General features: G+C 47.8%; 23 protein-coding genes. 7 read left to right on the top strand and 16 right to left on the bottom strand.

Annotated features, from left to right (window positions below; all coding sequences use genetic code 11):
- The first annotated feature begins 359 nt into the window (after positions 1-359).
- Together CKW21_RS27360 and CKW21_RS27355 are read left to right on the top strand one after the other, a co-directional pair.
- A complete protein-coding gene (locus CKW21_RS27360) occupies positions 360-725 on the top strand; it encodes a hypothetical protein (RefSeq protein WP_095196977.1) in 366 nt (121 codons plus the stop codon).
- Between the two features lie 63 nt (positions 726-788).
- Entirely contained in the window at positions 789-1,418 is a 630-nt protein-coding gene (locus tag CKW21_RS27355) for a hypothetical protein (RefSeq protein WP_256590338.1), read from the top strand.
- A 34-nt stretch (positions 1,419-1,452) separates the two neighbouring features.
- Here the strand turns inward: CKW21_RS27355 and CKW21_RS27350 are convergent, their stop codons facing one another.
- From CKW21_RS27350 to CKW21_RS27280, 15 genes are all read right to left on the bottom strand, one after another.
- Entirely contained in the window at positions 1,453-1,920 is a 468-nt protein-coding gene (locus CKW21_RS27350) for a mannose-1-phosphate guanylyltransferase (RefSeq protein ID WP_256590337.1), read from the bottom strand.
- 67 nt (positions 1,921-1,987) lie between these two features.
- Entirely contained in the window at positions 1,988-2,821 is an 834-nt protein-coding gene (gene galU / locus CKW21_RS27345; protein WP_095196976.1) for a UTP--glucose-1-phosphate uridylyltransferase GalU, read from the bottom strand.
- Between the two features lie 232 nt (positions 2,822-3,053).
- Entirely contained in the window at positions 3,054-4,304 is a 1,251-nt protein-coding gene (locus tag CKW21_RS27340; RefSeq protein WP_095196975.1) for a DUF1501 domain-containing protein, read from the bottom strand.
- A 20-nt stretch (positions 4,305-4,324) separates the two neighbouring features.
- Entirely contained in the window at positions 4,325-5,812 is a 1,488-nt protein-coding gene (locus CKW21_RS27335) for a DUF1800 family protein (protein WP_095196974.1), read from the bottom strand.
- A 157-nt stretch (positions 5,813-5,969) separates the two neighbouring features.
- Positions 5,970-7,106, bottom strand: a complete 1,137-nt coding sequence (locus CKW21_RS27330) for a glycosyltransferase family 4 protein (RefSeq protein ID WP_095196973.1) — start codon at positions 7,104-7,106, stop codon at positions 5,970-5,972.
- Between the two features lie 38 nt (positions 7,107-7,144).
- Positions 7,145-8,326 (bottom strand): glycosyltransferase, encoded by a 1,182-nt coding sequence (locus CKW21_RS27325; protein WP_095196972.1) that lies wholly within the window; start codon positions 8,324-8,326, stop codon positions 7,145-7,147.
- The gene (locus tag CKW21_RS27320; RefSeq protein ID WP_095196971.1) at positions 8,323-9,531 is read right to left on the bottom strand and encodes a polysaccharide pyruvyl transferase family protein; all 1,209 of its coding nucleotides are present in this window, start codon (positions 9,529-9,531) and stop codon (positions 8,323-8,325) included. Before CKW21_RS27320 ends, CKW21_RS27325 begins: the two co-directional genes overlap by 4 nt.
- Positions 9,532-9,652: 121 nt before the next feature.
- Positions 9,653-11,053, bottom strand: a complete 1,401-nt coding sequence (locus CKW21_RS27315) for a hypothetical protein (protein ID WP_141233038.1) — start codon at positions 11,051-11,053, stop codon at positions 9,653-9,655.
- Positions 11,054-11,148: 95 nt separating this feature from the next.
- The gene (locus CKW21_RS27310) at positions 11,149-12,405 is read right to left on the bottom strand and encodes a lipopolysaccharide biosynthesis protein (protein WP_095196969.1); all 1,257 of its coding nucleotides are present in this window, start codon (positions 12,403-12,405) and stop codon (positions 11,149-11,151) included.
- A gap of 42 nt (positions 12,406-12,447) precedes the next feature.
- A complete protein-coding gene (locus CKW21_RS27305; RefSeq protein ID WP_095196968.1) occupies positions 12,448-12,909 on the bottom strand; it encodes a serine O-acetyltransferase in 462 nt (153 codons plus the stop codon).
- On the bottom strand, positions 12,899-13,933 hold the full coding sequence (locus CKW21_RS27300; RefSeq protein WP_170948750.1) for an NAD-dependent epimerase: 1,035 nt from the start codon (positions 13,931-13,933) through the stop codon (positions 12,899-12,901). The genes CKW21_RS27305 and CKW21_RS27300 overlap by 11 nt, the downstream gene beginning before the upstream one ends.
- The gene (locus CKW21_RS27295; protein WP_095196966.1) at positions 13,933-15,255 is read right to left on the bottom strand and encodes a UDP-glucose/GDP-mannose dehydrogenase family protein; all 1,323 of its coding nucleotides are present in this window, start codon (positions 15,253-15,255) and stop codon (positions 13,933-13,935) included. The genes CKW21_RS27300 and CKW21_RS27295 overlap by 1 nt, the downstream gene beginning before the upstream one ends.
- Before the next feature lie 164 nt (positions 15,256-15,419).
- Positions 15,420-17,639 (bottom strand): polysaccharide biosynthesis tyrosine autokinase, encoded by a 2,220-nt coding sequence (locus CKW21_RS27290; RefSeq protein ID WP_095196965.1) that lies wholly within the window; start codon positions 17,637-17,639, stop codon positions 15,420-15,422.
- Positions 17,640-17,679: 40 nt separating this feature from the next.
- Positions 17,680-18,120, bottom strand: a complete 441-nt coding sequence (locus CKW21_RS27285; RefSeq protein WP_095196964.1) for a low molecular weight protein-tyrosine-phosphatase — start codon at positions 18,118-18,120, stop codon at positions 17,680-17,682.
- Positions 18,121-18,220: 100 nt separating this feature from the next.
- Positions 18,221-19,627, bottom strand: coding sequence for a mannose-1-phosphate guanylyltransferase/mannose-6-phosphate isomerase (locus CKW21_RS27280; RefSeq protein ID WP_095196963.1), 1,407 nt, complete (start codon positions 19,625-19,627; stop codon positions 18,221-18,223).
- A gap of 920 nt (positions 19,628-20,547) precedes the next feature.
- On the opposite strand from CKW21_RS27280, the gene CKW21_RS32025 reads away from it, so the two are divergent.
- From CKW21_RS32025 to CKW21_RS27255, 5 genes are all read left to right on the top strand, one after another.
- Positions 20,548-20,784 (top strand): hypothetical protein, encoded by a 237-nt coding sequence (locus CKW21_RS32025; RefSeq protein WP_095196962.1) that lies wholly within the window; start codon positions 20,548-20,550, stop codon positions 20,782-20,784.
- Between the two features lie 89 nt (positions 20,785-20,873).
- Complete coding sequence (locus CKW21_RS27270) at positions 20,874-21,989, top strand: polysaccharide biosynthesis/export family protein (protein ID WP_095196961.1); 1,116 nt, start codon at positions 20,874-20,876, stop codon at positions 21,987-21,989.
- Between the two features lie 13 nt (positions 21,990-22,002).
- Positions 22,003-22,662: a YjbF family lipoprotein gene (locus CKW21_RS27265; RefSeq protein WP_371917553.1), complete on the top strand. Its 660-nt coding sequence runs from the start codon at positions 22,003-22,005 to the stop codon at positions 22,660-22,662.
- On the top strand, positions 22,659-23,426 hold the full coding sequence (locus CKW21_RS27260; RefSeq protein WP_095196960.1) for a capsule biosynthesis GfcC family protein: 768 nt from the start codon (positions 22,659-22,661) through the stop codon (positions 23,424-23,426). Before CKW21_RS27265 ends, CKW21_RS27260 begins: the two co-directional genes overlap by 4 nt.
- The gene (locus tag CKW21_RS27255) at positions 23,423-25,498 is read left to right on the top strand and encodes a YjbH domain-containing protein (protein ID WP_095196959.1); all 2,076 of its coding nucleotides are present in this window, start codon (positions 23,423-23,425) and stop codon (positions 25,496-25,498) included. Before CKW21_RS27260 ends, CKW21_RS27255 begins: the two co-directional genes overlap by 4 nt.
- A gap of 134 nt (positions 25,499-25,632) precedes the next feature.
- On the opposite strand, the gene rfaH is transcribed toward CKW21_RS27255, so the two are convergent.
- Positions 25,633-26,139, bottom strand: coding sequence for a transcription/translation regulatory transformer protein RfaH (rfaH, locus tag CKW21_RS27250; RefSeq protein WP_095196958.1), 507 nt, complete (start codon positions 26,137-26,139; stop codon positions 25,633-25,635).
- Positions 26,140-26,209 lie beyond the last annotated feature (70 nt).

Genomic DNA, 26,209 nt, shown 5'->3' with positions numbered 1-26,209 from the left:
GCAACAACCTGAAAACAGGTGTTTGAAAGGTGGGGCGGTGTATCCGTGAATATGATGCCAAGCGGGATCACAGGTTCAACGCATCAGACGGTTAACACCCATGCATCGGGCTTCTCTGACACCTGTATTCCGTTAGTGCTAGTAGTCATTACGTATATCCCAGGCAGTATTTTAGTCTGGTTGTTATTTGTGACGTTATAAACGTCAATGCAACTTATATAAGCCAGTCCGGAGGGTGAATGTTATCTGGCGAAGGGGTGTTAGAATAAGTCAACTAACTACATAGAATAGCGTGTAGTGTGATAATAGCGAGTATGTATTGACTGGAAGTCACTTCACAAAGTGAAGAGGTAGATTTTTTGGATGCGCTTGATGACTTACTTCTGGGCCACGCATTAAAAAAGTTGACCGACGTATTTGAAGAAATCGTGGAAGGGTCGAAAACCTCTTCGGACAAGGCGACGGGCGTACTGGATATCAGGCGAACCAGGAGCGAAAAAAGACTTCCCGTCTGGCTGGGGCGCCTCAGAGTCAATACCCCTTATCAAGTGACTCATGTATTGATCGATCAGATGCACGCTGCTCGAAAGCTCAAACGCGAACAACGCTTCGCGGCACAAGTTGCCTTGCTTGAGGCGCTGGTGGAGGAGGGGCTGGCGATGCACATCGCGAGCTATTCTGTGGCTGTTGTAGAGAATCGCCTCAAGTGCTTTTTGGATCGTTGATTTTTACCTGTCGAGCATGTTGCTCATATCCAAAATAGTCTGCACGAGGCGAGAGGAAGTAGGTTGGAGTCAAAACTATACATTGCGCAATACGCTGGCATCACGGTGATGCTTCCGGCAGCGCTGGTTGTCGCCGGTTGGTTGTGGTGTACCGCATCAAGAAAACTCGCCCTCTTATGGCTAAGCGTGCTGTCCGTCGCCTATACCGTCGTTGGTCTCAGTAAAGTGCTTTTCAAGGGCTGGGGAATCGGCCTGGAAAGCCTGGATATCGCGGTCATCAGCGGCCATGCGATGAATGCTTGCCTGGTGTCGACCGTTGTACTGAGTTTGCTGTTGCGCCAACTGGATCAGCGCCTTCGATGGCTGGCTCTTGGTGGAGGGCTGCTGTCGACCTGGTGGTTCAGCGTCCAGTATGTAGGGCAGACGATCCATCCTCTGTCAGAAGCTATTGCCGGGGCGGTTGTGGGATCAGCAGCGGCCTGTGTATTTCTTTTCAGGCTGGAGAAAAGGCAAATCCGCAAAATGCCCCTGCCAGTTCTGGTGGTGGGGATTGCGGTCATCATGTTGAGTACGAGCATTCCCAAGTACACGGCTGAGGGGGTCTTGAACTCTGTTGCCGTGACTTTGTCGGGGGCCGAAAAAGCGTTTATGCAACCTCATTGGCGCACTTCAGGCGAGGCGACGAGGTTGTAAATCCGACTTCATTGCAAGACCTGGGGGGAGGGGGCTAAGACTCACTTCTGTTTTTCTCATCAATTCGAGCCAGCAGTTCTGCAGTTTTCAACTGCATCAGCACAACATCGCCACGGCTCTCAACATTCAGCAGGATTTCGAGCTGACTTTCCGAGAGACGAATCCTGAAGCGCCATTCAGCGAACGTCAGGTTTAAACCCGAGCCACCTTTCTCTTCAGCGTCCAGTGCCTTATCGGCATACAGCGACCAAAGATGCTCTAGGACGGCAATCGGGCTGCGGACCGCGCATCGAATCTCCCCCGAAGAAGGAAAGAGCCCGATGCGTTCCACCAACAACCTAGGTTGTGGTGAAGAAGAACTGGGACCACTTTCGTACGTCCGCAACCAGGTCATCAATCCACTATTGCCCTCGGTGAACTTCTGCCCCAAAACCATATTGCCGGAGGCAAAAGTATCCAGCGATGTATAGGCAGCGTCGATTGGTGATCTGGATGCGTTCATGGTGATTCGCCTTGCGAAGGGTTGCGGCCGCGAGGAAACGCGGCACCCAAGAGCTGAAAAGTAACGTTTAAAAGCCGTTCTTATACAAATTCTCGTAACAGAAATTGGTTGCGTCGATGTAGCCTTCCGCTCCGCCGCAGTCGAAACGATGACCTTCAAATTTATAAGCCAGTACACAACCATTCTGTGCCTGCTTCATCAACGCATCAGTGATCTGGATTTCACCGCCCTTGCCGGGTTCGGTATCGGCGATCAAGTCAAAGATATCGGCCGTCAGGATATAGCGGCCAATAATCGCCAGATTGGACGGCGCATCCTCCGGTTTAGGCTTTTCAATCATGCTGTTGACCCGATAAATGCCTTCGCGAATCTGCTCGCCAGCGATGATTCCGTACTTGTGCGTTTGATCGTTGGGCACTTCCTGAATCGCCACGATCGAGCAACGGAACTGCTTGTAGAGCGCGATCATCTGGGACAGCACACCATCACCTTCCAGGTTCAGACACAAGTCGTCAGCCAGAACCACGGCAAAGGGCTCGTCACCGATCAACGGACGACCAGAGAGAATGGCGTGCCCCAGCCCCTTCATCTCCACCTGACGGGTGTAAGAGAACGTGCACGTCTCCATCAGCTCGCGAGTACCCGACAAAAACTTCTCTTTATCACTGCCGCGAATCTGATGTTCCAGCTCGTAGCTGATATCGAAGTGATCTTCTAAAGCGCGTTTACCACGACCAGTAACGATAGCCATATGCTGGAGGCCCGCATCACGCGCTTCCTCTACGCCGTATTGGATCAGCGGCTTATTCACTACCGGCAGCATTTCCTTGGGCATGGCCTTTGTGGCGGGCAGAAAACGAGTGCCATAACCGGCGGCGGGGAATAGGCATTTACGGATCATGTAGGGTCCTGTTAACTATGCGATAGAAAAACAAATAACAACATTGCTTTATTGCGTTGCTATCAATGAGGGTGGCGAAACAAATACCATAACTTATGTTAGGGTGCATATAAAGAATGAGGAATGTTAGGTTTTGTCTAGGCAAAACTAAAGAGTGTTATTTTTCTGCATTTGTTTGATCGGCGCGCTCAATCTGGCTCATTCCGAACTTGGGATTCTCGACCTCTGATTTCTACCCGTTGATTAGACCTTTCAAAGAAGTGGCGGGGAAGTCAGGTAATCTAGGGAAAATAGCAGATAGCTGATTATCGGAAAGTTTTAAGCCGCCTTGGCAAATGTGCGAGAGTACGTGTCGGAAGTCAGTGGTAATGGCAACATCCCGTTGTTGAAAAAGTACATCATCTGAAAGGCCGGGCCATTCACCGTAAATTTTACCTCCTCCAACATTCCCTCCAAGAACCATCATCACATTTCCATGGCCATGATCTGTACCACCCGTGCTATTTTCTTTGGCTGTTCTACCGAACTCTGACATGACGACTACAGTAGTAGATCTCCAATTGTCACCAAGCAGTTTTGGAAGGAGCGAAAGTCCGTAACTTAGCTGAGAAAGGTTGGTCGCAAGAACCCCCTTGGCACCACCTTGGTTAACGTGCGTATCCCAGCCGCTTAGCTGCATAAAAGCAAACTGAAAATCTGGCTGAGTGTTGATTAAAGAGCTGAGTAAATGAACGTCTCTGGAGAAAAGCGTAGGAGGTGCTGCGCCATTGTTTGCCATCAATGCCTCCTTGTCTAGCTCAGGTGTATTGATGGACTTAATTATTTCTTCGCGAAATTTCAAGCCCTGGATATAGTCATGATGTAGTGAGGGATTCTGCGAATAAAGTGATGCCAAGGAGTTTCTAAAGTCTGTTCTGTCAACGGGTAAACGAGTTCCGTAATTGTCTTGAGAGTTAATGACGGCGATAGGCTTTTTTCCCGACAAAATCTGGGTGACCGTTGCACCAAAACTGACAGCATTCATTTCATCCAAATCAATACTGTTTTCTACAGCAAGGCGATTCATCCAACCGTCGACTGAGCGCTCGGCATCTGGAATGCCACACTCCATATTAAATTGTGCTGAAAAGTGCGAGCGGGTTTCGCTTGGGCACCCTGACGCAGGAATAAATGCGAGTTGCCCTGAATGCCAAAGAGGAACCAGCGATGAAAGCGCTGGGTGAAGGCCGAATGTACTATTTAATTTATGCATTCCGCCGTCCATTCCCGATAAAGCAATCGCTGTCTTTTCTCGTAGTCGGTAGTAGTTTATTTCAGCGTGAGGGATCAATATGCTTAATCCGTCTACAGCACCACGGAGCATTACGACAACCAGGCGTGCTTTTGAATCTGACGAACCGGATGGAAGAGCTGCAAACGACGAGTTGAATAAACTATAGGATCCGACGGCACCGAAAAGCTTACAAAAACCCCTGCGATTCATTATGCAATCCTCGGATTTTATTATCGATACATGAAATCAGGACTACTGAGAATCAAAGCGGAATGAACATCTTGGGGAGCCCGCTTGACGTTTGCTATTGTTCCCGGTGATATCCCTGAGCCGATAGTTGAAAGCAAGTTTTGGGCATTGGGTTGAGGATTGCCACCTTCTGGATTCCGCCCCCAGAGTGACATCCAGCCTGCTGCCAATTTGTAGGAAAAGTTTGCTCGATTCATCAAGACATCTGGAGATAACCACGCACTCTCCACATTTTTATAGCCATCCGGTGCCGGCCATGCAAAGAGCCCATTTCCCGATTGTTTAAGCCAACTCTGCAATAGCCTGGAGTCTTGAATTGGAGGTAGCCCTGCAACCCTCAAACTGGAGAGCAGATAGTTAAACGGTGTCTTGAATTTCGCCTTGTAATTCTCCGGAGACCAAAATTCATCGCTCTTAAAAATCACTATAAGGAGCTCTTTAATATCTCCGTCGCTTTCAATATACCGCTGAGCCACCTTGTTAACGAGTAACTGAGGTGGCGCGTCATTGACGAAAAGCTCAACGAGCTCATGAGCAATATGTTGTGCAGTTTTTGGGCTCTGGGCGAGTTTTAACAGAGCTTGTTCGCCTTCGCTATAACCACCGCCGGCAGGAAATGAAATACCCAAAAACTGCTTTTCGTTGGGATCGTGATGCTTTGAATCAAACAGAAAATTTCCTGCATTTGGAGCGTTGGGATCGGCGATGTAGGTCCAGCCAGACAATAATCTCGCTAATGCCTTGATGTCCGCTTGGCTATACCCACCATTAACCCCCAAGGTATGGAGTTCCATTACCTCTCTGGCGTAATTTTCATTGACACCTTTTCTGCCGGTGGGCGCGTACCTGTTTCGCCAATTATCCAAATAGTAAAGCATCGCCATTTGTTTGGCATTTGCAAGAAGTAAATCCTTAAATTTACCAAGCGCATAGGGCCGGATGGCATCGTTTTCGTAAGCACCAAGAATAGCGCCATTCGTGGGGGTTTTACTTTCCCAGATATTAAAGTGGTTATACCAAAAATCTACCATTACTTCTTGAAGTTGCGCAGGGCTGTAAAGAGCTCTGAGTATTCTTGCGTCTCGAACCTGATTCACGAAATTCGTTCTGTCTCGAATAAAGGCCTTGCGCGCATTAGTATCAGTTTGAATCGCTTTGAAAGCCTGGGAGCTGTACTTTCTGTATATTGTTGTCTGGTCCAAATTGATAGCGTCGATCCTGGATAGCCGCTCACTGAGCCAGTCAGGGTTTTTTATACCTTCGGGATTTAGTTGTTGAAGGATGTACTGCTCTAAACCAATGGCTGAAACATTCTGAATGTCTTCTGGTGATGGGCCGTAGCCCAATCTTTCTAATACGTGTACTGCTTTCTGATCCGACGACAAGCTCGGGGGCGCATTGGATGCGTGAGCTGAGTACTGGGAAACAATGAAAGTAACGATTACTCCGCATCTTGATAGTGAATTCATATATTCGGCGCTCCCGAAATTTATGTGGGCGATCGCAAGAAACTCTGTCAAGGATAAATAATATGGAGGCGTGCGTTACAGATCTTTGCTATCAGTGCGATCTTGGGTGTTCTGGGAGACGGTTGAGTCTGGTGTGCTCAATGAACTGGAAAATTGACTATATCTGTTCCACTGTCGGTGCAGTTGTTGGAGTTGGCTGGGTCATTTTTTGATTAATAAAGTTTCTTAGATCGTTACGAAAATTCTGGCTGGAAAATTTTTCTGCGTTTGCTCTGATTAGCGAGGGGGAGAAAATGAAGGATTTCTCAAAGTTTTCGACAGCCTGCTGAATTGCCTCCACGGTCTGGGTAGGAAAGAAGATGCCAGTCTCACCGTCAATTACAGTTTCCAGTGCTCCACCTTTTGAAAAGGCGATTACCGGCGTACCGCAGGCCTGCGCTTCTACGGGAATAATTCCAAAATCTTCCTCTGCGGCGAAAACAAAAGCGCGCGCACGCTCCATATAGCTTCTCAATACCGAGAATTCCTGATACCCCAATATTTCAATATTCGGCGCTGCGTTCTCCTTGATTTTATTAAATTGAGGTCCATCGCCAATGACGACAAGTTTTCGATCCGGCATTTGTTTGAACGCCTCTACGATCAAGTCGATTTTTTTGTAAGGTACCAGGCGCGAAGCGGTTAGATAGAAGTCTTCTTTTTTCTCGATCAAATCAAAGTTTTCAATTGCAACTGACGGATGAATGACAGTCGACTTGCGGCGATATATTTTCCATATCCTTCTGGAAATGAAATCGCTATTGCAAATAAAGTGGTCAACTCCATTTGAGGTGCGATGATCCCAAATACGGATGCGGTGTAACAGCGTACGAGTCAGCCAACCCTTTATGCCCGTTTTTAACCCGGCATCTCTTAGATACTGAGCTTGCATATCCCACGCATAACGGATTGGAGAATGGCAGTAACAAATATGCAGTTGATCCGGTCCCGTAATGACTCCTTTAGCGACCGCATGGCTACTACTGATGATAAGGTTGTAATCAGATAGATCAAATTGCTCGATCGCAAGAGGCATCAGAGGCAGGTAGGATCGATAGTTTTTCTTGGCAAACGGTAATTTTTGAATAAATGAAGTCGTAGTTTTTTTATTAAATATCTCTGTGCGTTGTTCTGTTGTCAAAAAATCAACCACAGTGTAGATGTCTGCGTCTGGGTAAACCGAAAGTATTTCTTTCAATACTTTTTCGGCGCCACCTAAAGTTACCAGCCAATCATGAATAATGGCTACTTTCATATGTAAGTCTCTTTGTGAAAATTAAATAATTCTGTTATTCAAGAAATTGCGCTTGATAGCTTCTTCATAGTGTTGAGAAAGTTATTTCTCGCGTTCTGAATTACAGTGGCATTGTAAGTTCTGGCAATTGCCAGATTTCTGGAAGACTGAGCATGCAGGAGTTCGGGAGAGGATAGGAACTCTACAATTCTACGAGCCAGAAGATCTTCATCATCCGGAGGCACAAGCGCAATTTCATCCAGCAATTCAGGCGTTCCTCCGACGCGCGTTGCAATCGCCGGCAAACCTCTGGCCATAGCCTCAAGCAACGCCCTGGGCAATCCTTCCTGGCGTGATGGCAAGACGAATAAATCCGCAGTGTCCAGTATGTTCCTGATAGGCTCCCCGGAAGACATTTTGCCTGTAAACGTAACATAGTCTTCCAAGTTCAGGTCTTTACACATCTTCCTATAGAGTGGCTCATTGTTGCCATATCCAATAATCGTGAGCTTTGCTTTTATGCCTTTCGTGTGAATAATCGCTAACGAGTTTAATAGCGTATCATGCCCTTTCATTTTTCCCTGCATGTTGCCTGTTAAGACAATGTGCGGGGCGGATGTTTTGAGAACATCCATTTTCTTGGCGTTTAAAGCGTAGGCTTCCTCGAAGAGGTCTATCGACGTGAATGAATACGATGTAGCGGATGTGGCGGGTGGGTACCTCAGTTGTAGAGCATTCCTTGTAACATAAGCCGTCGCCACAGCCTTTCGACATTGCCATTTAACCAAGCCAACAAAAAACTTTTGGAAGATACTACTAAGGGGATGATTGTTTAAGGCTTTGGCGCTATAGGAATCAAATGGGTCTGCGCAGACCTCGATGCAAAAAGGGATTCTTTTTAGCCAGAGCACAAAAGCGTAGATGCTGGGAACATTTGCAGGTACCCGCAATAGATAAGCACTACCTGGAGAAGTTGTGGAAAAGACAGTTTTCAAAATTGTAGGCAGGCTCTTGATTAACCCTATTGGTCCATGTCCTCCAGGAAGTTTTAAGAAGCTAACATTGGGGCCATCAACAGGCAGGGCGGTCGGGTCTTGCTTTTCAAAAAGTCGCCCAACAATAATAACTTCAGAAAAAACTGAAAGGTAACGTCGGCCGTAGGATTCATAATGTAGTAGATTGGAGGCCGGGCGACCATTAGTTGTTGTGAAAACCCCATCCCTGATGAGATAAATCTTCATGCCTCATACCTTTTTACAATTTCACTTATATTGTCGAATGAAATTTTTTTCAACTTGTTCAGATGTGTTTCATCTATACCTGATTGTAAAATGCTTTCGATTGCATCAAATGCTACGGATGCGGTGGGCAATTGTTCAAAACACCAGGACTCTCGCCCCATCATTTTTGCAAACGACTTCACTTTCGCATCCCAGCCCAACTGTACTGTCGGGATGAGTAAGGAGTTTGCAATGATGTTCGCATGAAGGCGGTGGGAGATTACTGCGTGAAATCTATTGATATTTTTGACAAGATCTACTGGCTTGAGTGGTGTAGCGCTCAACTCTACTTTTGAGGCATATCCCTTCTGTGCGAGGTTTGAGTAGACCTCTTGGCAGAATGAAACATCCTCCACAGAACCATTAGAAAATAAGATAGGGCTTTTGCCTGCTTCCACAAGTTTTATAGCTAAGTCAGTCCAGAATTTCAGTGTCAGGTCAGTAGGTATTTTTTTATTTTTTTCGATGTGAGCTGAAAGCTCTACTGGGTGCGCAATGCCCAAACCGATATTTTCAGAGTTGTCTCGTGCTCGTTCATTTTCAAGGCTGTAGCACTCTCTTGTCCATAATGCAGGATCGACAGTAAGGGCTACACTCTTAGAGTCGTTGACGAGCGTCTGCATCGCTTTTTGACTTTCCTGATCTCTAACACTCAGATGAATCCACTTGTCGGAGCTAAAAGATGAGTTATACAGGCGTCTTCCCAAGGAAGACATTTTGGAAGAAACACCAATTGCATTTGTCGCCAGTTTTGCGTTTATTGACTTGGTTTTACTAATAAGATGGTGAAATTTCAATGGGAAATTTAGCGCCAGGTCGCTAACAAGCTGTCCACCGCCAAAGAGCAATAGAAAACTCTCCTCAGGCGCGTTTTTAGACCATGCGGCATCCAGGCGTTTTTTCATAAACAGATGCCAGGCTACAAATGTCATGAGTGGTTGCAGGATGTGGGGGATGAAAAAGAAGATCTTTTTAGTGATTTTTATATCTTGCTTTGCGCTGGAGCGGTACTCGACTCGACCAGCGATATCTATATGGTTGATAGATGCTCCCGGACTGGCCCTTTTTACTAAGTACTCAGTGCAGTCCGATATTACTCCGTCTCCTAGATTGTCACTGAATTTTGCGGTGCATATAAGGAAATTTTTTGGGGGGGTATTGAGCATCGTTTGCGTCCATGTACGAATTTAAGCATAAAATGGCTTATGTAGGATCAGGCTCTTGTCCTGGGTATCCTAGCTGACGTGCGCGCTTAAAATTAATCAGCAGTCAAAGTGGTAGCGAGTTCTATCCAACATGGCCCAGAGGAGCAGGCAGGCTGATAGAGGAGGAAGCGTTATTGTTTTTCCTTATTTTCAGGCATAAAGTTATAAGGATTAACGGTATTGTCAAATAGCGAACAAGCTGCATTAAAAGCACATTCATGTCGGTGCCAATCATTAGCAGGGGTATCAAACATGTCACAGGGATTAACAGCAATCTAATATCGCGATCAGGTAAGTGCTTTATCAGGCTTCTGATTTTTCCGACAAACAGGCCTAGCGCTGCATAAAATATAAAAATGCCGGGAATGCCAAAGTTAACGAGTGACTCGCCAAACTGCCCAAGTACAAGCGTGGTCTGCCTGGCTTCACCGCGTTGATAACTGCCGCGACCGTGAATAAGTTCTGTTTTTTCTTTAGTTATTTGGTCTGGTATATAAGGCAAAATTGATTTTGGTATGCTTGAAATGATACTAACCAAATAGGTCCTGCCAAAGGACAGGGGTTGTTCGCCCGATACGATTTTTTTAAGAGCTAAGGTTTGCATATCCATTCGCCCTAGGTCTCTCACTACCAGGTATTGGTCGACGTTTTGACGACTGCTGTGGAAACTTTGACGGGCACTGGTGTCCACAATGGCACTCAGTCCATCCGCACCTGCGATTTTGTACCAATAATAGGAGGTTGCAAACGCTAGCGAAAAAGCAACACCCACCAATAACATTTTAACTGGTAGTTTCCTGATCCAGAAATGGTACATGCCTGCCGCAAATACCAAGGAAAATAGAGTGCTGCTCCTGCTGCCCCGTAACCCTCCAAATAGAATGAAGGTTATCAACAAGCCAGTCATAATCATTGCAAAGCAGTAGTTACTCTTTGCCCATTTTTTATCTTTTATGCAATATATTACAAACATGGCTATAAGAAATTTAAAGCTCTCGGCGACAAGCATAAGCATGCCCATGCCGGCGAAAGGATCTTCGTCCTCAATTCCCGCGGCTTGTCTTGCGGTAAACGTAGCAATAAATCCGAGAATGCCGCCAAAACTTGCATATATGTAGAGTTGACAAATAGCGCATATTGCTAGAAGCGCTAAAGATAAGAATATAAATCTTTTATGATTGAATGTAGCTGGTGTTACGTATGTCGGGCTGTTGCGTTTTATTTTTACTCGCGAGAAAAACTTATAAGTTAGAGCGCCGAACAGGTTTAACACAGACCAAAACGAAATCCAGCTCGAATCGTTAGTCAGGGCTGGTAAATATGGCCAGAAGTCCCACGAGACTTGGGAAACCGGGCTGATAAGGAAATACATCAGGCCTGCTAGACCAAGAATGGCGCCAGGGTCAAAACTATCCAGCCGCGCACGAGCCCAGTCGACGGTATCCTTGAGGAATACAGAGGATGTTAATACGCCCACAGCCAAGGGGATTCCGATGGCTGATTCGCCGAATATAATTATCAGTATGAAAGCGACACTTGCACAGCAAATGAACGATATGGTTGAGGAAGATATTCTGTTCATTTGGTTTGTTCGGAAAGTTGTTGTGAGGTTTTCGGGGATTCAGATTTAAGAGCGGTTATCAGCGTTATGATATATCCCGATAATGCTACGCTATTTGCAAATAATGTAGCGGCTACGACACCTTGCAACCCATACAGCGGAATCAAAATAAACGATGCAATCAACGCTGATAAAGATGCCAGTGCTTGTACGGTAACCAGAGATATATTACGTTTCGTAGAAGAGATGGCGTATCCCAGTAAGCTGGTAAGGTATTGAACTGGTGAGATAGCGAACATCAAGGTTAGTAAGTATGCATTGCTGGATACTTCGCTGCCGAAAGCCAAGTCTAAAAAATAGTCGGCGAAGAAAAATGACCCCAGCGTACCGAAAGCACTCAAGAGTAGTACAACAAGCGAAGCTTTGATTGTCAGGGTTAGGAATGCTTTAGTGTCTTTCTGGCTAAATTGTACTGCAAGCTTTGGAAGAATGGCCTGTCCGGTAGAGTTGATAACCAGACTTCCGGTTTGCACTATAAAGGCCATGATGGAGTATATGCCAATTGCATGCATGCCATCAGATTGGCCGATAAAAATTCGTGGGATTCCGATGCTCAGGTTTATAAGTAGTGCGGAGATACCTAGTGGCAGACCTGCATACACAAGTGGCATGAGATCTGCGTATCGAGTATGTTCAGTATTACCAGTGCTAGTGATGTTTCGGCTTGTCCATTTTTTATCATAAAATATGCAAACTACCCACCAGGTAATCGTGTAGCAAATAACGCCTGTGATTATACTTCCTGAATAATAGGTTCCCGCTGCAAGACTTGCAGCACCCAGGATGCCTCTGATGGCCAGCGAAATCGCAACGATGCGGTGCTTGTATTGCTTTTGCAGGACGCCATAAAACAGTTCGGATTGGTTTTCCGCGGATTTTGAGAAGGCTACCAGGATGACGACAATGATGAGTTCTGTTGTTGATGACATGACTGCAGCGATAGCAACGCAGAGACTGGCACCAACGGCACTACAGAGCCGACGAAGTTTTTGATACTGACTAAGCGAGTATGAGTTCTGCGTGTCGGTAATGATCTGAGTGCGCAGACCTATATTGGACAGTAGCATAATGGGAGCAGTTATCGCCAAAGCAAAGCTGAACATTCCAACCGCTTCGACATTAACCAGCCTTGCCAGAATAGCCAAGATCACGGCTTGGCTAATGGCATAGATACCATTTCCCATCATCATCCACGCTGCACTGTGCTTAATCATTGTTCCCTCAATTTTCGGTTTACCGCGCCTGACGTGCTTTTACTATCTATGAAAGACAGTGTTAGCAGTAAGGCTTTTGTCTAAAAAGGAACCAGCACCGATGACGCAATGCTCACCAACGTTAATCGGTCCGACAATGACGCTATTGGGGTAAATGATTGTGTTATTACCAATTTCGGGGTAGCCGTTTTTTGAGCCAATGGTGCTGTTCTGGTATATTGTAATGTTGCCATGCAAAACAGCATTGTCTCCAATTACTATTCCAACCGGGTGGGGAAGTCTCAAGGCAGGACCAATAATGGCGGTTGAACTGATATCGATTGAGTGCTTCGAGATCAGCAAGTTTCTGATAATGGCACTGAATACCTTGTTTTTGTTGCGTACTAATCGTGTTAGCACGCATGCGTGAATACTTGGATTGAAAAATGATTTAATAAGACTTTTTAAACTAATTGTACTATAGACTGCAATGATGTCGGATTTTATCAGGCTCCTAGTTTTCATTGTTGCTACTCTTTTCTCCGGTGCTATATTTCAAGTACCAATCAGCAAATTTTGCCATTCCAGTTTCTATTGTTGTTGAAGGTTTGAAACCTACATCCTTGATCAAGTCGTCTACATCAGCATAAGTGCGAGGTACATCTCCAGGTTGCATTGGAAGTTCTTTTTTTATCGCTTTTTTTCCCAGCGCGCTCTCAATAGAGGAAATGAACTTCTCCAAGGTAATCGGATTGTTATTTCCTATGTTGTATATTTTGTATCTGGCAGTGGATTGTGTTTTGGTATTAGGTTGCGCGGCCGGAATTTTATCCATGACCTTAACGATGCCGTTGACGATGTCATCTATATAGGTGAAATCACGCTCCATTTTACCTTTATTAAATACTTTAATTGGCTCGCCCAGGCAGATTGCTTTGCTGAAGGAGAAATATGCCATGTCTGGTCTACCCCATGGACCATATACGGTGAAGAAGCGTAAACCAGTTGTCGGTATATCGAAAAGGTGGCTATAGGAATGCGCCATTATTTCATTTGATTTCTTTGTGGCGGCATACAAACTAATGGGGTTGTCTGTGTAATCAGTAGTTGAAAACGGAATTTTGTTGTTCATTCCGTAAACAGAGCTGGATGAGGCATAGACTAAGTGTGGTGTATTTTGTGCTCTGCATGCTTCAAGGATATTTATAAAGCCCACAATGTTCGAGTCAATATAGGCTTTTGGGTTTTCTATCGAGTAACGGACTCCCGCTTGAGCTGCAAGATGTATAACTCGATCAAAATTATTATTTGCAAATAATGAGTTGATGGCCGGCGAGTCCACCAGGTCCATTAGTTCAAATTTGAAATTATTGCTTTTTTCAAGCGTTTCGCAGTGCTGTTGTAAGTCAACGAGCCTGTCTTTTTTCAGTTGTGGGTCGTAATAGTCATTGAGGTTGTCAATACCATAGACCACGTGGTTCTGAGCAATCAGTTCTTTCGTAACATGATACCCAATGAAGCCGGCGACACCGGTTACTAGAATTTTCATCAAGCTCGCCCTACGGAATAGTAAGTCAATTCTTTGTTTTTCATTGCTTTAGGGTCGAATAAGTTACGGCCATCAAAAATAACCGGGTTTTTCAATTGAGATTTGATCATGTCAAAATCGGGAGCCCGGAAGTTTTGCCATTCAGTAACGATAATCAGCGCATCTGATTGCTTTAAAGCACTTTCCTTGGTGCCACAAAGTGTCAAGCTATCAACATCACCATAAATCCGTTGTGTTTCTTCCATCGCTTCGGGATCAAAAGCCTGGATCTTTGCGCCCGCAGCCCAGAGTGCTTCCATAATCACTCGGCTCGGTGCTTCACGCATATCATCGGTGTTGGGTTTGAAACTCAGCCCCCACAAGGCAAATGTTTTGCCATACAGATCACCTTTGAAATGCTTATGAATTTTCGAGAATAGAGTGGTTTTCTGTTCGTTGTTTCTATTTTCAACAGCTTTCAAAACCTTTGCGTCGTAGTCAATAGATGTGGCTGTCTTTATCAAAGCCTGAACATCTTTTGGAAAGCAGGAGCCACCATAGCCTACGCCTGGGTAAATGAAGTGATATCCAATTCGTGGATCCGCGCCAATACCTTTGCGGACCATTTCGACATCAGCCCCGAGCATTTCAGCCAAGTTCGCAATTTCGTTCATGAAACTGATTTTCGTTGCAAGCATGCAGTTTGCCGCATACTTTGTCAGTTCTGCGCTACGCACATCCATTACTATTATTTTTTCATGGTTGCGGTTGAAGGGGGCATAAAGCTCGCGCATTAGCTCTTCGGATTTTTCGCTTTCTGTTCCGATAATAATACGGTCAGGGCGCATGCAATCATTTACTGCCGAACCTTCTTTTAGAAATTCCGGATTGGAGATTACATCATATGAAATTTTCACGTCGCGCCGAGCGAGCACTTCCGAGATTCGGTCACTTACGCGTTGTGCAGTGCCTACGGGGACTGTGGATTTATCTACTATGATGCGGTGTTCAACCATGTTCTCGGCAATGGTTTCGGCTACAGCGAGCACATGTTTCAAATCTGCCGATCCATCCTCGTCGGGAGGCGTGCCAACCGCGATGAACTGAATGGTTCCGTGACTTACCCCGAGTGCGGCATCCGTCGAAAATTGGAGGGTACCCGCGTTGAAATTCTTCTTAACTAATTCTTCTAGTCCTGGCTCGAATATTGGGATGATTCCTTGTTTTAAACGTTCAATTTTCTTTGCGTCAACATCAATGCATATGACGTTGTGTCCGGCGTCGGCAAGAACGGCTCCCTGTACTAGTCCGACGTAACCGGTGCCAAAAACAGTAACTTTCATATTATTCACCGTAAGGGGATAAGATTGAGATTTATCAGGCCACAAGCCTTGCGTGGAATACTGTTGTACACCAGAGAATCAAATGGCAGGCGTGGTTCGCCGTACGCCGATTTGGCGTAGCGGCGATTAATGTTTTTTGAGGGATAAGTCAGGTGAAACTGAATTTATTTTTTGTCAGTTACATAGGAATATTGATAGTAGCCATACGAGTTGTAACCAGTTTTTGATGTCGCTCGTTTTTCTACATAGTTAAGAATCGCACCCTTCAAGACGACTCCATTTTGTGCGAATCGCCGGATGGTAAGTTTTATTTCGCCGACCGGATTCATCCCAAATCGTGTAACAATCATCGACGTTCCTGAGTGGCGCCCGACGATAGCGGCGTCCGTCACCGCCAAGATGGGTGGCGTGTCGAGAATGACAAGATCGAATTGTTCACTGGCTTCTTCAAGGAAGTTGGTGAAGTTCTTGTGCATCAGGAGCTCTGCGGGATTCGGTGGGGTTTGCCCGCGGCTAATCAAGAACAGGTTTGGCACTTCGGTCTCATGAAGCGCACTGTTTAAACTGCAACGCGAGGTAAGAATATCGGATAGACCTTTTTCCGCTGGTTTGCCGAAGGACTTGTGGAGATATCCCTTGCGCATATCAACATCAACAATCAACACACGTTTCCCAGACTGTGCGATCAGGGCGGCGAGGTTGGAGGAGACAAAAGTTTTGCCCACAGACGGACTGGGGCCAGAGATCATAAGACGGTTATTTTTGGCCTCCAGCATGGCGAAGTGCAGACTGGTGCGCAGGCTTCGGACCGCCTCAACCGCCAGATCCGTGGGCTGACTTATAGCAAGTATCTGAGCGAATTCTGCCTTTGTCTTTTTAGAGCTGGTCTCTGCTGATTTTTGTAACGTGCTGAAGGGAACAGACGCGTATACAGGCAATCCCAACTGCTCAATCATTTCCGCACTCTCAATCCCTCGGTTGATTGCCCGGCGAAGCATTACGAATATAATCGAAAGGAACCCGCCCAATAGAGTCGCCATGAGTACTACAAGAGCTTTTTTGGGGCGGACAGGCTCTCTCAGATCAACATCTGCATCGTCTACTATATGTACGTTGCCTACGGAGCCGGCACGAACAATATCTAGCTCTTGGGATCGGTTCAGTAATTGGGTATATATTTCCGTACTGACTTGTACATCTCGAGTGAGACTCAACAACTCTTGTTGGGTTGCGGGAAGGCTTTCGACTCTCTTGGAGAGCCCGCTTTGTTTGCTGCTCAACTCATCAATTTTTGAAAGTAACGCTCTATAAGCAGGGTGTTGGGCAGTGAACTTTCTGTCCATCTCCGCTTGTTGAAGCTTCAGTTCCGAAATACTTGTATCAAGCGCAACGATCTGGTCCAGGATGGCTTTGGTTTCCAGACTGATATCAATGGATTTGCTGCGAGTCTGATATTTATTGAGCGCGTCTTCCGCTTCCTCTAGATCTTTACGTACCTGAGGTAGCTGTTGTTTTAGAAAATCAAGACTGGCTGCAGCTTCCGCGGAAGTACGTTCGACATTCTGACGCACATACAGCCGTGCGATCTCGTTCAATGTTTTGACTGCTTTTTTCGGGTCGGTACTTTCCAAGGCTAGCCCTAAAATGCCTGAGTCTTTGCCGCGCTCGCTCACATCTAGAGCTTCCTGATAGTCTTTAATACTGTTCAGGCGCGGTTCACGCATTACAGAGAAAGTAGCACCCGGGTTAGCACGCAACTCAGAAACCAGGATTTCGATCCCATTGCTTTCTGTTTTGGTTCCAACGTGTCCACTCACCAGAAGATTACCATCCTCATCAAATAGATCGTAGTTACCTTTCTCTTTTGATGTCAGTGTAAGTTCTTCTCCAAGCAAGCCCGGGGGCACATCGAGCTTAAAAACTGTTAGCGATTCTCCCCCCCAATTATATCCATTCATACCAAACCAAGGTTTGGCGATAGAATCGGGGGTGTCTCCCGTATATTTTTTTGCAATGAATCTGCCAAAAACAGGGAAGTAGTTAGGTTCACTCAGGATGTCTAGTTTTAAGTTGTCGATTGCTTTTCCCAGAACGGATCGGGATTTGATAAGTTCAATTTCGGTTCCGGAAGGTGACTCTCCACCCAAGAGGCTGCTCATATCATTGAACCCGAGCACATCATTTTTCTTGGGTTCTACCTGGATGATGGCATTTGCCCTGAAAACAGGCGCGGCCAATATTGCATAGGCTAATCCGCCAATCATAAATACACTGGTGATTCCAGCGATAACGAATTTGTAGTCTATCAGGGTGCCTAACAAATCAAGCAAATCAATTTCTTCGCTTTCATTTTGGGTAACGGTATTTATTGGCGGCTGCTGCATGTATGGACTTCTATATGATATTGGTATGGGAAGGAGGACTTCACGGAGTTAATCGTGTGGCCCACGCTTGTACCGCCTCTTTTATCAAGGCATGTGCATGTTCAAATGCAGCCCGTCCCTGGCGATAGGGGTCTGGTATCTCACGTTCATCTTGCCATTTGCCCAGCAGAAAGACCTTTCCGCGAGCTTCGGAAGACAGTTGGAGTACACTGGATAACTGACGTTTTTCCATAACCAGCACAAGATCTGCATCCCCTAACATCGCAGGGGTTAATTGACGCGCTTTATGGACCGGAGGCGTTTTACCGTGTTGCGCCAACACAGCTAACGCAGTTGATTCAAGAGGGTGGTCGACCAGCGCGCCTAAACCGGCAGAACTGATTTTTATATCAGTTTCCTCTAAAAGCTGCGCAAACATTATTTCAGCCATGGGGCTTCGACAAATATTGCCGGTGCAGACGATCAAAATACTTTTAAACAAGGCAGCTTTCGCCTCTCATCCTGGATGGTTATCGGATCGGGTACGCTTAGATGTCGGGTGTGTTCTAAAAACCTTAGATAGATACGCAATCGTGTGAAAGCTAAGCTCTGCCGTACTTATCTTCAAAGCGGACAATGTCGTCCTCCCCAAGATATGAGCCGGACTGTACCTCAATTAACTCGAGCGGAATCACACCTGGATTTTCTAAGGCATGAATTTGGCCGATAGGGATATAGGTTGATTCGTTTTCGGCGACGAGGTAAGTTTTTTCACCGTTTGTAACCTTCGCGGTGCCACTCACAACAATCCAATGTTCTGCCCGATGATGATGCATCTGAACTGAGAGTTTTGCGCCAGGTTGTACGGTAATGCGTTTTACCTGGTAGCGAGGGCCGTTATCTATAGAGTCGTACATTCCCCATGGACGGTAAACTTCTCGATGATTAATGTGTTCATGCCGTCCTGAGTGTTTCAGTTGTTCAACCAGTTTCTTGATGTCCTGCTCGTGGGATTTGTGAGCCACCAACACTGCGTCTTTCGTTTCTACGATGACGAGATCCTGAATGCCTAACGTTGCTACCAGGCGATTACTGGCATGGATGTAGGTATTCAGTGTTCCTTCCATCAATACGTCCCCTTTACGGGTATTGCCTGCCTCATCCTTGGTTGAAACCTTCGACAAAGCGTTCCAGGAGCCCACATCACTCCAACCTGCATCCAATGGGACCAGTACGGCCTCGGTGGTATTTTCCATTACGGCATAATCAATGGATTCATCGGCGCAGTTTGCAAAGATTTCACTATCTACACGAGTGAAATACATATCTTTGGAACCGCGGCTCAGTGCGGATTGGCAGATGGATAAAATTTCAGGACGGTACTTTGCCAGTTCCTCAAGATAACGGCTGGCCTTGAACATAAACATTCCGCTGTTCCAAAGATACCGTTGGCTTTCGATGTAATTTTTGGCGGTGGTCGCGTCCGGCTTTTCAATGAAACGTTTTACTCGATACCCTTTTTCACCAATTTTTTCGCCTATTTCGAGATAACCGTATCCCGTTTCTGGTGTTTTAGGCACCACGCCGAAAGTTACAAGCTTGCCTTCTTCAGCCAGTGGGATAGCTGCCTTCACACTTGCATGGAACTCTGTAATGTCTTCGATCAGGTGGTCCGCTGCAAGTACCAATAAGATGGGGTCGGTGTTCGTAGCGACAGCTTGTATGGCCGCAATCGCTATTGCAGGGGCTGTGTTCCGTCCAACAGGTTCAAGCAAAATGCGAAAGTCTTCTATCCCGAGTTTGAGCAGTTGTTCTGCTGCCAGGAAACGATGTGCTTCATTGCAGATGAGCTGTGGTGCTTGCAGGTCTAATCCGTCAAGTCGTTGGATAGTCGCTTGCAGCATCGAGAATGTTTCATTGGCCAAAGGAAGAAATTGTTTTGGGCGCAGTTGACGAGAGAGGGGCCATAAGCGAGATCCTGTCCCGCCGGATAAAATAATAGGAATCATATCGCTACTCTGCTGAAGTGAGTCATGGTTTGAGTCGGCGCAATCGGCGCAATCGGCGCAGTCACTTAGGTCGCGCTTGGGTATAGGTGGGGCGCGGGCATATGAATAAATTCAAAAAAAGGAATGCTACCGCCCCAGGATCTAGAGTATTAATCCTGAAAACTCTCTGGAGCTGTCGGGTGCTCCAAGCTATTAATCCGATGTTATAGGAAACCCCTACGTCTATTCGGGGCTTCAGTTTCTAACGACGGTTGTTAAAATTACTGCTCACAATGTTATCTTTGCTTTTAACTTGTGTGGCCAAAGATTTTACGTGCCCGGAGGCATTTGTCATGCTCTTTGGAAAGTATTCTTTATATAATTTCGATGCTCTTAATTTCTAACATGTTTTTTTTCGGCATGTCATTATTTTTGCTGACCAAAAATAACAACGACAATATAGATAACTGTTTCTTATCATGAATATAACATTGCTGTTTATCTTTGGAAGTGCTAGCTGATGTCTATAAGATTTATCTCGGCTGTTCGCCGGTCGACCCATTGGAAGGTGGTGTTTTTTTTAGTTTTGCATTTAATGATGATGCTGGGGGTTTTCACGGTTCCTGAATCTGACATTTATTAACATTACGCTCGACACTCGACTGTTATATTCTAGTGAAACGTAACAAAGCCGCTGCTAAATCGCTGAGTTTTATGGAGAAAAGAGAGATAACGTTGGTTTTTGAAACTAACCTTCGCTCTGCGCGACTGATTGAGCTCGACGCGATCACTGGTATCAATGATCTTTCGGTGAGATGATCTACAGAAGGAAAAAAGGAGGGGCGTCGCAGTCGTTCGATGGTTGTATTTGTCGGCGTCTGCTCACTCTTTCGTTTTTGGTACTTAGTATCAAACCCTGTATCTAAAATTAGGAGTCTGATATGAAAAAGCTATTTGCTATCTCGTTGTTGACTATCTTGAGTACCTCAGTAATAGCGGCAGAAGAACCGCTGACACTGAGCACTCCGTTGGTGGGTTCAGTCACTGTCGGTACAAGCTTGCTGGTCGGCGCTGCAGTGGTCGCCGGCGTGGTAGCTGCATCTAACAGTGGCGGAAGTTCCAATGGCGGTACTGGTGGGACTGGTGGTACCACCGGTACTACCGGGACGACTAATTGAAATTGTAGTAGCGTTTTGGACAAGGTCACACAGGGTTGCCTGGGTGGCCTTGTTTTTTTGGGTATGCTCTCAACTAGCGTAGTGTCAATATGATTCGTAATTTTTCTATTGCCATACTGGCAAGTATTACTCTGCAAGGCTGTATGTTTTCCCCCGGTCAACATATGGACACTAGTCAAATCGTTCGTGATGGGACACCTGAGAGCAGTCGTGTTGAGCTGATCCCCATCACGCCTAAGTTGATTGCCATGAACTCGGCCACTCAGGTGGGCGAAACCATTCCCTCAGAGCTTTTGAGCTACTCACCTGGAAGTTACCGGATTGGTGCCAACGACTTGCTGTTTATCACCGTTTGGGACCATCCAGAGTTGACGGCGCCTTCGGGACCACAACAGCAAATCGATGCTAACGGGCGTCTTGTTCGCCCGGACGGCAATCTTTTTTACCCCTACGTTGGCAATATTCCTGCTGCAGGCAAAACGATCGAAGAGCTGCGTGCCTATATTTCAAGTCGTTTGTCGCAGTTTGTTGAAAGCCCTCAGGTAGATGTCAGTGTGTTGCGGTTCGCCAGTCAGAAAATCGTGGTTTCCGGTGCGGTCTTAAGGGCAGGGCAGCAGCCACTCACCACAACGCAACTGAGTGTTGTGGAGGCTGTGGGGGCCGCCGGAATCGATCCTTTGAACGCTGACCTTTCGAACCTGACCCTTACCCGTGATGGTCGCGAATATAAGTTGGATCTGGATGCGCTGAATCGTCAGAACAACTCCCAGTTGCCGAATGTGTATCTCAAGGCGGGTGACCAGTTGTATCTGCCTTACAACGATCGCAAGCGGATCTATGTCATGGGTGAAGTTACCCAGCCCCGGGCCCTGAGCTTCAAAACCAAAACCATGAACCTGTCCGATGTGTTGGGGACGGTGGGTGGCTTGAATCAGGCGACCTCCAATGGCAATGCCGTTTATGTGATCCGGGGTGTTGAAAACCTCGATAAGGAACCGGCGAAGATTTTTCAATTGGAAGCCGAATCACCTTCCGCCATGGCGTTGGCCACGCGTTTTGATGTGCAAGCACAGGATGTGGTCTATGTCGGGCCTGCCAACGTTACCCGCTGGAATCGCTTTATCAGCCAGTTGGTGCCTTCTGCGTCCATCATCGGTATCGGTGCTGCGACACAGAACAACTTGAGCGAAGCCAGCAACAGATAAGGCCCATTTCAGCGTGATAATTATGCGTAAGAGCGCCCTCCTGGCGATGGCTTTCATGCTGTGTGGGTGTAACCCACTGATGAAAGCCTCTTTCGATACCCTTAAAGCGGCCACTGTGGGGCCCGACTCTCTGGAGTTGACCCAGGCTCAAGTGGACGCTGTTCCCTTTCCTCAGATCAAAGTCACCACGTCCTCCAGTGAGGGCGTGATGGCGATGATTCGCCAGCGTGGCGACCTGCAATTCTGGGTTGCATCCGGCAAGCAGGTGTTGTTGATGCGCGATGGTTTGATCGTGCGCAGTGTCGGGCTTGGTATCAATCTCGATGGTACCCGCTGGGAGGGCGAGTCGCCGTTCAAGCGTGGGCTGCACCGGCTGCCCGAGAGCTTTAGCAGCACCCGCTGGATCGATATCTATGACGGCTACCGCGTCGGGATTGCCGTGACCAGCCGGTTTACCCAGGAAGGCATCGAGGACGTCAAAGTGATGGACAAGACGTATGCCTTGCTCCGTGTCGATGAGCGCATTGATGCGCCTCAAATAGATTTCCATGCAGTCAATCGTTACTGGGTCAGGCCACAGGATGGTTTCGTCATTCAGAGCGAGCAGCATATAACGCCGCAAATTTCCCTGAAGGTCATTCAGTTGCGTTCTGAACAGGGAGTTACTCATTGAAGCCTCTGAACATAGTGTTTGCCGGCTTGTTATTAGCGGGCTCAGGTCTGAGCCATGCCGACGTCACGGTCAGTGGTGACGTTCGCACTCCTGGCCAATTCAAGATCCAGCCGGGAGCCCGTTTGCTGGATGTTATTACTGCTGCGCAACCCAATGCTGAAAGTTACTGGTTGGGTGCCGCCTGGTTGCGCCAGCCTTTGCTGGAAGAGCAACGCCGGCTGAAAGTCGGGGTATTGTTTGATCTGAAAGTACTGCAGCGTGGCGCCTTGCTGTTTGGCAAGCCTGCCCGGGCGGCGTTGGCCGACCAGCTCTTTGAAGAGATTGGGCAATTACCGGTTACGGGTCGCCAGGTTGCCGTGCTTGACCCTGTTGCCGTCGAGGTCGGGTTTGCCCTCAACGCTCGTATCGATGACGGCGACCAACTTGTCTATCCATCTCGCCCCGATGCTGTGGAAGTGTTGGGCGCGGTCGCGAAACCTTGCCGGCTGCCTTATCGCGCAATGCAAGAGGCACGTGATTATCTGCAATCCTGCCCACCCTCCACCGAAGCCGAGATGGATTACCTGTGGATTATCCAGCCCGATGGTCACACGCAACGGATAGGCATTGCCTTGTGGAATCGGGAAGAAGGGCACTGGCCCGCCGCCGGCAGCAAAATCCTGGTGCCGATCAAGAGCGATGACCTTGATCCGCCTACACCTGAACTCAATCAGCAGTTGGCCGAATTCCTCGCCACTCAACCTGTGGCTGAGGTGGCCCCTTGAAGTTACGTTTTGCAGCGGTCCTGTTGTTGCCTTGTGGTTTGGCTCATGGAGAACCGCGTTATACCCAGAATGATTTCGGTGGCGTGGGCTTATTACAAACACCCACTGCGCGCATGGCGCCTGCCGGCGAGCTGAGTGTCAATGCCAGTCGTACTGAACCCTATACTCGTTATAGCCTTTCGCTACAGCCCTTTGAATGGCTTGAGGGCTCGTTTCGATATACCGCCATCACCAACCGGCCATACGGCCCCGAGTCACTCAGTGGCGATCAAAGCTACAAGGATAAGGCTGTTGATGCCAAAGTTCGCTTGTGGCAGGAAAGTCATTGGCTTCCTCAGGTGGCTTTAGGATTCCAGGACATCGGTGGTACAGGGTTATTCTCCAGTGAATATTTCGTTGCCAACAAACGCTTTGGCAACTTTGACTTCAGTGGCGGCGTAGCGTGGGGGTACATGGGAAATCGAGGCGATTTCGAAAACCCGCTAGGGTGGGTCGATGACCGCTTTGATACACGTCCACCCGGCGAAGGGACGGGTGACTTCAATGCGAATTATTTTAGAGGAACGCCTTCCTTGTTCGGCGGTGTCGCTTACCAAACACCTTGGGCACCCCTCAGTCTGAAACTCGAATATGAAGGCAATGACTATAAAAACGAGCCGCGTGACAATGACATCAAACAAGACTCCCCCATCAACATCGGTGCCGTGTACAAGCTGACAGACTCGATTGATCTCAGCGCTGCCTGGGAGCGTGGCAATACCGCTATGTTTGGTATCACGCTGCACACCAACTTTGCCAGCCGCAAGTCGCCGGCAAAGACCTACGACCCGCCCGCGGAACCCCTCCCGGCCAAGGCGCCTGTCACCTCGGCGGATCAGGTCAATTGGGCCAATGTGTCCCAACGCCTGCAAAATAATGCCGGCTATAAAGTGGAACGCATCACCCAGCGTGGCTCTGAATTGTTGGTGTATGGCGAGCAGTCCCGTTATTTCTATTCGGCTAAAGCTGTCGGCCGCGCCAGCCGGATTCTCGACAACAGCGTCAACGACGATATCGATTGGTTCACCTTGGTGAACAAGCGATACGACATGCCGTTGGAAGAAACCAGCGTGCCCCGCGATACCTTTCGCGAGGTGGTCAAAAACGAAGAGCCGCTGCAAGACTTGCATCGTGCAACCGAGGTCAACGCCGCCGTACCGCATACCGAGACCACGCTGTACACCGGGGCGCGTGATCCTTTCTCTTATGGACTGGGTCTGGGGTACAAGCAGAACATCGGTGGCCCTGATGGCTTGCTCTACCAGGTCACTGCCGATGCGGACGCGGAGTATCGTTTCACCCGTAATACCTGGTGGAGTGGTTTGCTGAGCGTCAACTTGTTGAATAACTATGACAAGTTTACCTACGACGCTCCGAGCGGTTTACCTCGAGTGCGCACCGACTTGCGTCAGTATCTGACGACCTCTGACGTCACCATGCCAACGTTCCAGCTCAACCACGCCAAGCAGTTGGATAAAGACGTGTATGGCATGGTCTATGGGGGCTATCTGGAGTCCATGTTTGCCGGTGTCGGCGGTGAAGTGCTGTTTCGTCCTGCTGGCCAGCGCTGGTCTGTTGGCGCAGACCTGAACTTCGTTCGCCAGCGAAACTTCGACCAGGGTTTTGGTTTGCGTGACTACTCGACCGTCACGGGGCACATCACTGGCTACACCGACCTGCCTTTCGAAGCCCAGGCGGCCGTCAGTGTTGGTCGGTACTTGGCTCGCGACTGGGGCACCACGATCGATCTGTCCCGTGAGTTCAGTAACGGGGTGCGATTCGGTGGCTGGGTCACGCTGACCACGGCGACGAAAGAAGAGTATGGCGAGGGTAGTTTCGACAAGGGAATCTATATCTCCATCCCTTTCGACGAGTTGATGAGCATGTCGACGATGCGTCGCGCCAATATCGTTTGGGCACCTTTGACCCGGGACGGTGGTGCACGGCTCAATCGTAGTTATTCGCTGCACACAATGACCGATAGCCGTGACAGTGACCTGTTCTATCGCAACTTTGAGAAGATTACTGAATAAAAATCGGCGATCTGCAGGGGAGAGAAACTCTGCAGATCGCTTTTTTTTTCGTCAGTCGGAAGGGAATGCGAAGAGCGAGGCGCTGTGCAGAAGTCGCCTGCGCTCGGCCACTTCCATACAGCGCCTTGATGTTCCTACAGTCTGGTGATGCTCGACAGCGGCAGGTTGATACGCTGCTCGCGCTGCAAAAAGTTCATCAGCAACACAACCCGCTCATCACCATCCATCGCTAGAAACAGCGCTTCCAGCTCTGCAAAACTCCCTTGATTGATCCGCACCAGGTCGCCCTGTGTCAGCAGCGTTTGTGCCGACGGTTCGCGCTCGCGCAGTTGCAGATGATCAATCACGTCATCAGCAATCGCTACAGGCTGGCCGCCGAAACTGACCGTCCTCAATACACCACGCGTCGAGCGCAATGGCGCCCAGTTGTCGTGCAGGCTGAGCTGGATAAACAGGTAACCGGGAAACAGCGACTCGCAGAGGGTCTGTCGCTTGCCCCGAAGGAGACGTTCACGTCGATAGGTCGGGCGATAGCATTGATAACCCTGGCGCTGCAGATTTTCCTCGGCGCGCTCATCCTGCTTGGCTTTGCAGTGAATCAGGTACCAGGCGGGGTTGGCATATTGTTTACTCGCGATCATCCGAGTCTTCCTTACATGGCGAGTTGTTGGTTTTGAGTTACGCCAGATCAAGCGAAAAGGGGACCTTCGT

This window comes from Pseudomonas sp. Irchel 3A7, from assembly GCF_900187565.1.
Classification (GTDB): domain Bacteria; phylum Pseudomonadota; class Gammaproteobacteria; order Pseudomonadales; family Pseudomonadaceae; genus Aquipseudomonas.
The sequence above is the reverse complement of the archived record's forward strand: the minus strand, read 5'-3'. Positions and strand labels throughout refer to the sequence as shown.